This is a genomic window from Streptomyces fulvoviolaceus, from assembly GCF_000718165.1.
GTDB classification, from domain to species: domain Bacteria; phylum Actinomycetota; class Actinomycetes; order Streptomycetales; family Streptomycetaceae; genus Streptomyces; species Streptomyces fulvoviolaceus.
On sequence record NZ_JOEY01000082.1, the window covers coordinates 23,586 to 29,585 of the forward strand.

8 protein-coding genes are annotated in these 6,000 nt (G+C 70.8%); 4 read left to right on the plus strand and 4 right to left on the minus strand.

All coding sequences use genetic code 11. The features are described 5' to 3' along the window. Window positions 1-93: 93 nt before the first annotated feature. The gene (locus IG08_RS0149260) at window positions 94-288 is read right to left on the minus strand and encodes a hypothetical protein (protein WP_030620126.1); all 195 of its coding nucleotides are present in this window, start codon (window positions 286-288) and stop codon (window positions 94-96) included. A 379-nt stretch (window positions 289-667) separates the two neighbouring features. Between IG08_RS0149260 and IG08_RS0149265 the strand changes: the two genes are divergently transcribed. The 3 genes from IG08_RS0149265 to IG08_RS0149275 all read left to right on the plus strand — a co-directional run bounded on the left by IG08_RS0149265 (window position 668) and on the right by IG08_RS0149275 (window position 1,813). After that, window positions 668-946: a hypothetical protein gene (locus IG08_RS0149265; protein ID WP_030620130.1), complete on the plus strand. Its 279-nt coding sequence runs from the start codon at window positions 668-670 to the stop codon at window positions 944-946. Window positions 947-1,029: 83 nt separating this feature from the next. Beyond that, a complete protein-coding gene (locus IG08_RS0149270; RefSeq protein WP_030620133.1) occupies window positions 1,030-1,386 on the plus strand; it encodes a PRC-barrel domain-containing protein in 357 nt (118 codons plus the stop codon). Between the two features lie 40 nt (window positions 1,387-1,426). Beyond that, window positions 1,427-1,813: an ANTAR domain-containing protein gene (locus IG08_RS0149275; protein WP_030620137.1), complete on the plus strand. Its 387-nt coding sequence runs from the start codon at window positions 1,427-1,429 to the stop codon at window positions 1,811-1,813. 108 nt (window positions 1,814-1,921) lie between these two features. Here IG08_RS0149275 and IG08_RS0149280 read toward each other — a convergent pair whose 3' ends face one another. Continuing rightward, window positions 1,922-3,334, minus strand: coding sequence for a PP2C family protein-serine/threonine phosphatase (locus tag IG08_RS0149280; protein WP_043457246.1), 1,413 nt, complete (start codon window positions 3,332-3,334; stop codon window positions 1,922-1,924). 48 nt (window positions 3,335-3,382) lie between these two features. After that, window positions 3,383-4,033: a hypothetical protein gene (locus IG08_RS0149285; protein ID WP_234343182.1), complete on the minus strand. Its 651-nt coding sequence runs from the start codon at window positions 4,031-4,033 to the stop codon at window positions 3,383-3,385. A 381-nt stretch (window positions 4,034-4,414) separates the two neighbouring features. On the opposite strand from IG08_RS0149285, the gene IG08_RS0149290 reads away from it, so the two are divergent. After that, window positions 4,415-5,236 (plus strand): SigB/SigF/SigG family RNA polymerase sigma factor, encoded by an 822-nt coding sequence (locus IG08_RS0149290; protein WP_030620144.1) that lies wholly within the window; start codon window positions 4,415-4,417, stop codon window positions 5,234-5,236. Between the two features lie 49 nt (window positions 5,237-5,285). Here the strand turns inward: IG08_RS0149290 and IG08_RS0149295 are convergent. After that, window positions 5,286-6,000 (minus strand): GAF and ANTAR domain-containing protein (locus IG08_RS0149295; RefSeq protein WP_063757854.1); only part of this gene is annotated, 715 nt, incomplete at its 5' end.

Below are 6,000 nucleotides of genomic sequence, written 5' to 3' on the forward strand. Positions count from 1 at the left end.
AGTTCCTGCGTTCCGCGGGGGCCGGGCGAAGCGGAAGGTGGAAGGCCTCGCCCGGAGATTTCCGGAGCGGTACAGCCCCACGCCTGCTTTCAGTCAACGCCCGCCAACCGCCTGTGTCAACGCGGTGTCTACTCCGGCGGGTTCCCGGAGCCGGGCAGGAGCCGTCGGTGGAAACGGAGCCTCGACCGGCTCGGCCGTCGGCAGGATGTGGTCCTCCCACCAGGACAGGCCCATCACGGTGGCGAGCAGGACGAAGGGGACCGAGGCCGGAACGATGAGCGCGTACATGTGTACCGCCTGCTGGGGGATACGTGCGACACGGCGGGCAGCGGAGCGTGGCCCGCATGGGGCGCATCGAGGCTGCGCAGGGATCGCGTAGCGACGGCGGGTGCGGGAGTGGCCCGTTGGTGAACGCGGCAGGTTCCGGCACCGATGCGCCAGGTGCGCCCTCGAAGGGACGCGAGAGGTGATCGACGCTGCCGGGGGCTCGGGCCGTACCGTGCACGCTATCCCTCGCCGTACTCCCTGGACAGACGTCGAGGGCCATCAGGTCCCGGCGGAAGACGCTGACGTGGGCCGCTGTCCGCAAGCTCTGGGGAGAGCTACGCTGTTCGTACAGGCCCCGGCCCCCGGCAGTGATGCTTTGCTCCGCCTGGGGAGGCCCGCCGTGTTCGTTCTGCTTCTCATCCTGATCGTGGCCTTGTTCGGCCTCGGCTTCCTCGACCCCCTCTGGTGGGTGGCCGCGGCCGTGCTGGTCTTCGGCGCCACCCGCTACGGCCGCGATCGCGGGGGAGGCTGGATCCGCCGCGACGGTTCCGACCTCGGGGAGTACCGCGACTACGAGAACCGCCGGGATCGTCAGGACCGCTGGGACCGTCGCTACAGCCGTCAGCACCGGGCGCGCTGGAGGCGCGAGGACCGTCGGGACCACGAACGCCGCGGCTGACCGATGGACGGGCCCGGCATCCGGACGTCGGCTGCGGCCGTGGTCGTCGCCTGGGCGGATGAGCCGTCCGGAAGGAGAAGGTCATGATTCACGCTGCCGATCTCCGGGAGTGGCGCGACCGCGACGTCGTCGACACCGACTCGCACAAGATCGGTGTGCTGGAGGCGGTCTACGTGGACACCACCACCGACGAGCCGGCCATGGCCACCGTACGGACCGGACTGCCCACCCGGCACCGGCTGGTCTTCGTCCCCCTGGACGACGTGATCGCCGGGCCGGGTTATCTCAAGGTCGGCTATGCCAAAGCGCTGGTGAAACAGGCCCCTTCGATCGGCACCGACGACGTGCTGCCCGCCGACCAGGAGGAAACGATCTTCAGGCACTACGGCCTGCCCTACAAGCCCGGTGCGGCCGGCGAACGGCAACTGGCGCGCCGCTGACCACCTACGGACAGGATGACTGCCCTGTGAGGTACGCACCATGCACCGACTGACCACGCACCAACTGACCACGCACCGTGAAGAGCGGCCGCTGTTGACGGCTGTGCCCTCGAGTGCGCCCTCGGCAGGCGATGCGGCTCTGCTGGCCGAGGTCGCCGAACTGCGCTCCAAGAACGAACAGTTGGGGCGGGCGCTGGCAACCCGTGCGGTGATCGACCAGGCGCGCGGCATGGTGATGGTCCTGGCGCCGTGCTCCAGCGAGCGGGCGTGGGATCTGCTGGTGGGCGTGTCGCAGCACTGCAATGTCAAGCTCCGGGACGTGGCTGCGGCCCTGGTCGCCACGACGAAGGACGAGACGCTCCCGGAACCGATACAGCGGGAGTTCCGCCGGGAGCTGCGGCGCCTCCATACGGCGGACCGGGGGTGACGGAATGCGCGTCCATCGGACGGCACCGGGAGCTGTGAGCTCAACCCTCCGGTGCCTTCGTCCAGAACGGCCGTCGGACGCCCTGCTGTGTAGCCCGCCTCGTGGAACCTAAACATCCACCGGAAAGGGCAGGCTCGTGTGCGCGGTGCCCGAGGCTCCGGAGGGCGCCGTCGCGGGTGTCGCAGAGGTCGCGCTGAGTGCGAGGAGCGCGACGTCGTCGGCCGGCCCTGCGGGGAAGGTGTCCAGCAGCGAGGTGAGGTCGCTGATGATCGCGGCGGCCCCGAGGGCCCGGTTGGTGGCGGCATGGTGGGTGAGGTGGGCGGCCAGGCCGCTCTCGCCGAACCGGGCGCCTCGGGAGGTACGGGCCTCGGTGAGTCCGTTGCTGTAGAGGAAGAGCGCCTCGCCGGGCAGGAGCCGAACGGCCCGGGAGACGAAGTCCGCCTGCGGCAGGGCGCCGACGAGCATCCCTCCGGCCAGGCTCACCGGCTCGGTCCGGGCGACCGCCCGCTCGGGGCCGTCACGGCGGGCGGGTCGCAGATGGTGGGCCGGGAGATGGCCGCCTCCGGCCAGAGTGAGGGCGAAACCGCCCGTGGGATCGGGGGAGAGGGTGCCGAAGACCAGGGTGCAGAAGCGGCTGCCGTCGGACGATGCCGACAGCAGAGCGGAGTTCAGCGTCCGCAGTACGGCACACGGGTCGCGCTCCAGCAGGGCGGTGGAGCGCAGGGTGTAGCGGATCAGCGAGGTGAGCGCGGCGGCCGGTGCGCCCCGGCCGCTGACGTCACCGAGAAAGAACGCCCACCGTCCGGCGCCGAGCGGGAAGACGTCGTAGAAGTCGCCGCCGACGTCGTGGACCGAGGCGGTGGTGTAGTGGCAGGCGGCCTCCAGGCCCGGCACCTCCGGCAGTGCCGGGGGCAGCAGGGTGCGCTGCAGGGTGGAGGCATACGCGGCGATCTCCGACCGGTCCCGCTCGGCGCGCTCCCGTGCCGCGTGCTCGACCTCCACCAGTTCCCGTTCCACCCGGAGCATGCGCAGCGCGGACAGCCGTAACTCCAGTTCGTCCATCACGAGCGCGGCCAGGTCGGTCAGGGCGGTGGCCTGGTCCGGTGTGATCCGGCGTGGCTCGGTGTCCATGACGTCCACGGTGCCCAGGCGGTGGCCGTCGCCGGTGGTGATCGGGGCGGCGGCGTAGAAGCGCACCCGAGCCGGACCGGTCACCAGACAGTGGGTGCGGGCGACCGGGTCGTCGAGGGTGTCGGGGACGACCAGCGGGCCGCCGGTGAGGATCGCCGAGGTGCACAGCCCCGGGTCCCGGCCGATCTGGGTGACGCCCGTCAGACCGTACGCGGCCTTGAACCAGACCCGGTCGGTGTCCACGATCGTCACCGTGGCGGACGGAGCGTCGAAGAGGCGGGCTGCCAGTGCGGCGATCCGGTCGAACGCCCCGTCGGGCGGAGTGTCCAGGATGTCGTAACGACGCACTGCGGCGATCCGCCGCGTCTCCTGTTCCGGAGACAGCTCCACCCGCTCCTCCACGCCTCGGTACGTGCCGTGTCCGGTCGGTGCGGGCGGCTATTCGGGCCGTTGGGTCCGGTCGTTGTGGGCGAGGCCGTCGGGATGGTCCTCCGTGCGCTCACCAAGAGGAAGAACCAGTACGTGCAAGGCCGTTGGGCCGGGTGGGCGCTGGATCCGCCCCGCCTCCTGCCAGCCCCAGTCCCGGAAGGCGGCCCAGGCCGAACGGGCGGACCGATCCACCAAGGTGACACCGAGCGAGGACTGGTGGTCGGCGAGCAGACGCTCCTGGAGCCGGCGGGCGAGCCCGAGGGCGTGCTGGTGCGGATGGACGACGGTTTCGAGGACGGCGAAGACATGCCCGGACGCGGTCAGTTGCTCCAGGTTCTGCGGCAGCGGTCCGTCGAACCCCTGCCACCAGGAGCCGTCGCGCGGCACGGGGATCCCTGAGACACAGCCGGTCAAGCCCTCTGCCTCGGCGACCAGCATGTCGAATCCCGGCAGTTGTACGTCGTGCTCCAGCCGGCGCAGGAACTCCTGCCGGCCGCGGAACTCGTCGCCGGGCGGGGTGACGGACGACTCCACGTACAGATCCGCCAGGTCCTCCCGCAGGCCCTCGGCCTGCCAGCGGTTCAGCCGGCGCAGCCGCACCGTGTCCAGGACGGGACGCTCTGAGCCTTCGGGTTCGTGTGGATGCCGCGGGGTGCGCATGGGGCGCCTCGGTTCAGAAGACCGGGAGATGGAAAACCGGGAGAGGTACGGGAGTGCCATCGTGGCCGATGGGCGGTGCGGCGCCTGGGTCCGGGACGTCTGTACAGCAGCATAGCCCCGGACCGGCGCCGCCCCGGGGCCCGTTGGGGGCACGGGGCCGCTGGGACGCAGGCAGCTGAACGGTAGCGCCGTATCCCTCCGTGGGCAGCCGCGGTTGTGTCGCGGAAGCCTGTTTGAAACCGGGCTGTCCGGGAACTCGTCCGCGGTGCTTCAGACCGGAGGCACGCCCGTGGGAGCGATGTTCGCTGCTCCCTTGTGTGCTGCGCTCGGTCTGCCGACTCCCACGGTCAGTGACGCCACCGATCAGGGAGACACGTGCCCATGCCGGACGTACGCACGCAGGGCCCACGAAGCGCGCACCACTACGACGACGCGCCGGACACCGATGCCGCGTTCCGCCGTATCGCCGCTCTGCCGGACGGTCCGGAGAGGTCCGCGCTGCGCCAGGAGGTGGTGTGCGCCTGGATGCCGATGGCCGTACGGCTGGCCCGGCGCTTCCGCCATCGCGGTGAGACCTTCGAAGACCTCCAGCAGGTCGCCCAACTGGGCCTGGTCAAGGCGGTGTCCCGCTTCGACCCGAGCCTCGGCACCGCCTTCCCGAGCTTTGCCATACCGACGATCCTCGGCGAGGTGAAGCGGCACTTCCGTGACGACCTCTGGATCGTGCATGTGCCGCGGCGCGTACAGGAGTTGCGTGGCCAGGTCCGCTCCGCCGACCGTGAGCTGAGTACGTCGCTGGGCGGAGCCATACCCGCGGTCCACGAGATCGCCGCACACACCGGGCTGACCGAGGCGGAGGTACGGCTGGGCCAGGGGGCGCTGGAGAGCTTCACCGCCCAGTCCCTGGACGCCCTGCCCGGCCGCTTCGCGGGCGGCCACCCGCTGACCGACACCCTGGGTGGCATGGAGCCCGGCTTCGACCTGGTCGTCAACCGCGAGGCGCTACGACCCCTGCTGCGGGCCCTGCCCGAACGCGAACGCCAGATCCTGTACATGAGGTTCTTCTGCGAGATGACGCAGGCCCGCATCGGTCTGCAGCTCGGCGTCTCCCAGATGCACGTCTCCCGTCTGATCACCCGCACCTGTGCACGCCTGCGCCGCCAGGTGCTGGCCGAGGCCCGTGATCTGGGGAGGGCGTCATGACGACGTGCCGGGGCACGGGCGGTGATCGACCGGTGCGATCGGCCGGTGGTCAGACGCCCAGTCCGGGGAGGGGTTCGGAGTCGTCGATGAAGGCGCGGGCCACATCGGACAGGCGCCGGTTGTGGGAACGGGCGTAGCCGCGCAGGGCGGTGAAGGCCTGTTCCATGTCGATGCTCTGGCGTTCGGAGAGTTTGCCCTTGGCCTGTTCGATCAGTACGCGGCTGTTCAGCGCGGTCTGCAGCTGTTCGTTGAGGACCGTGCCGCGTTGGGTGGTGCGTTGTTGCAGGAGGCTGATGGTGGCGACGTCGGCCAGGGCCTGGGCGATGAGTGTGCCCGCCGGGTCGAAGGGCCCGGGGGCGGCGCGGAAGAGGTTCAGGGCGCCCACGGTCTCCTCCCGCAGGCGCATGGGCAGGGCCTGGACCGCCCCGAAGCCGCTGCGGTGGGCCGCCGTGACGAAGCGCGGCCAGCGGTCGATCTCCCGGGTCAGGTCGGGGATGATCGCCGGTGCTCCGGTGCGGAAGCAGTCGAGGCAGGGGCCTTCGTCGTTCTGGAGCTGGAAGAGCTCCAGCAGACGCACCTGTTCGTCGGAGGCGGCCATGACGCGGAGTTTGCCGTCCCGGTCGGCGAGCAGCACGCCGGCGGCGCTCGCGTCGAGCAGCCCTACGCAGCGGTCGGTGAGCAGGCGCAGGAAGTCGATCAGGTCGAAGTCGGCGACCAGGTTGTCCGCCAGCTCGACGAAGGTCTTGGCCAGGAGCTGCTGATCG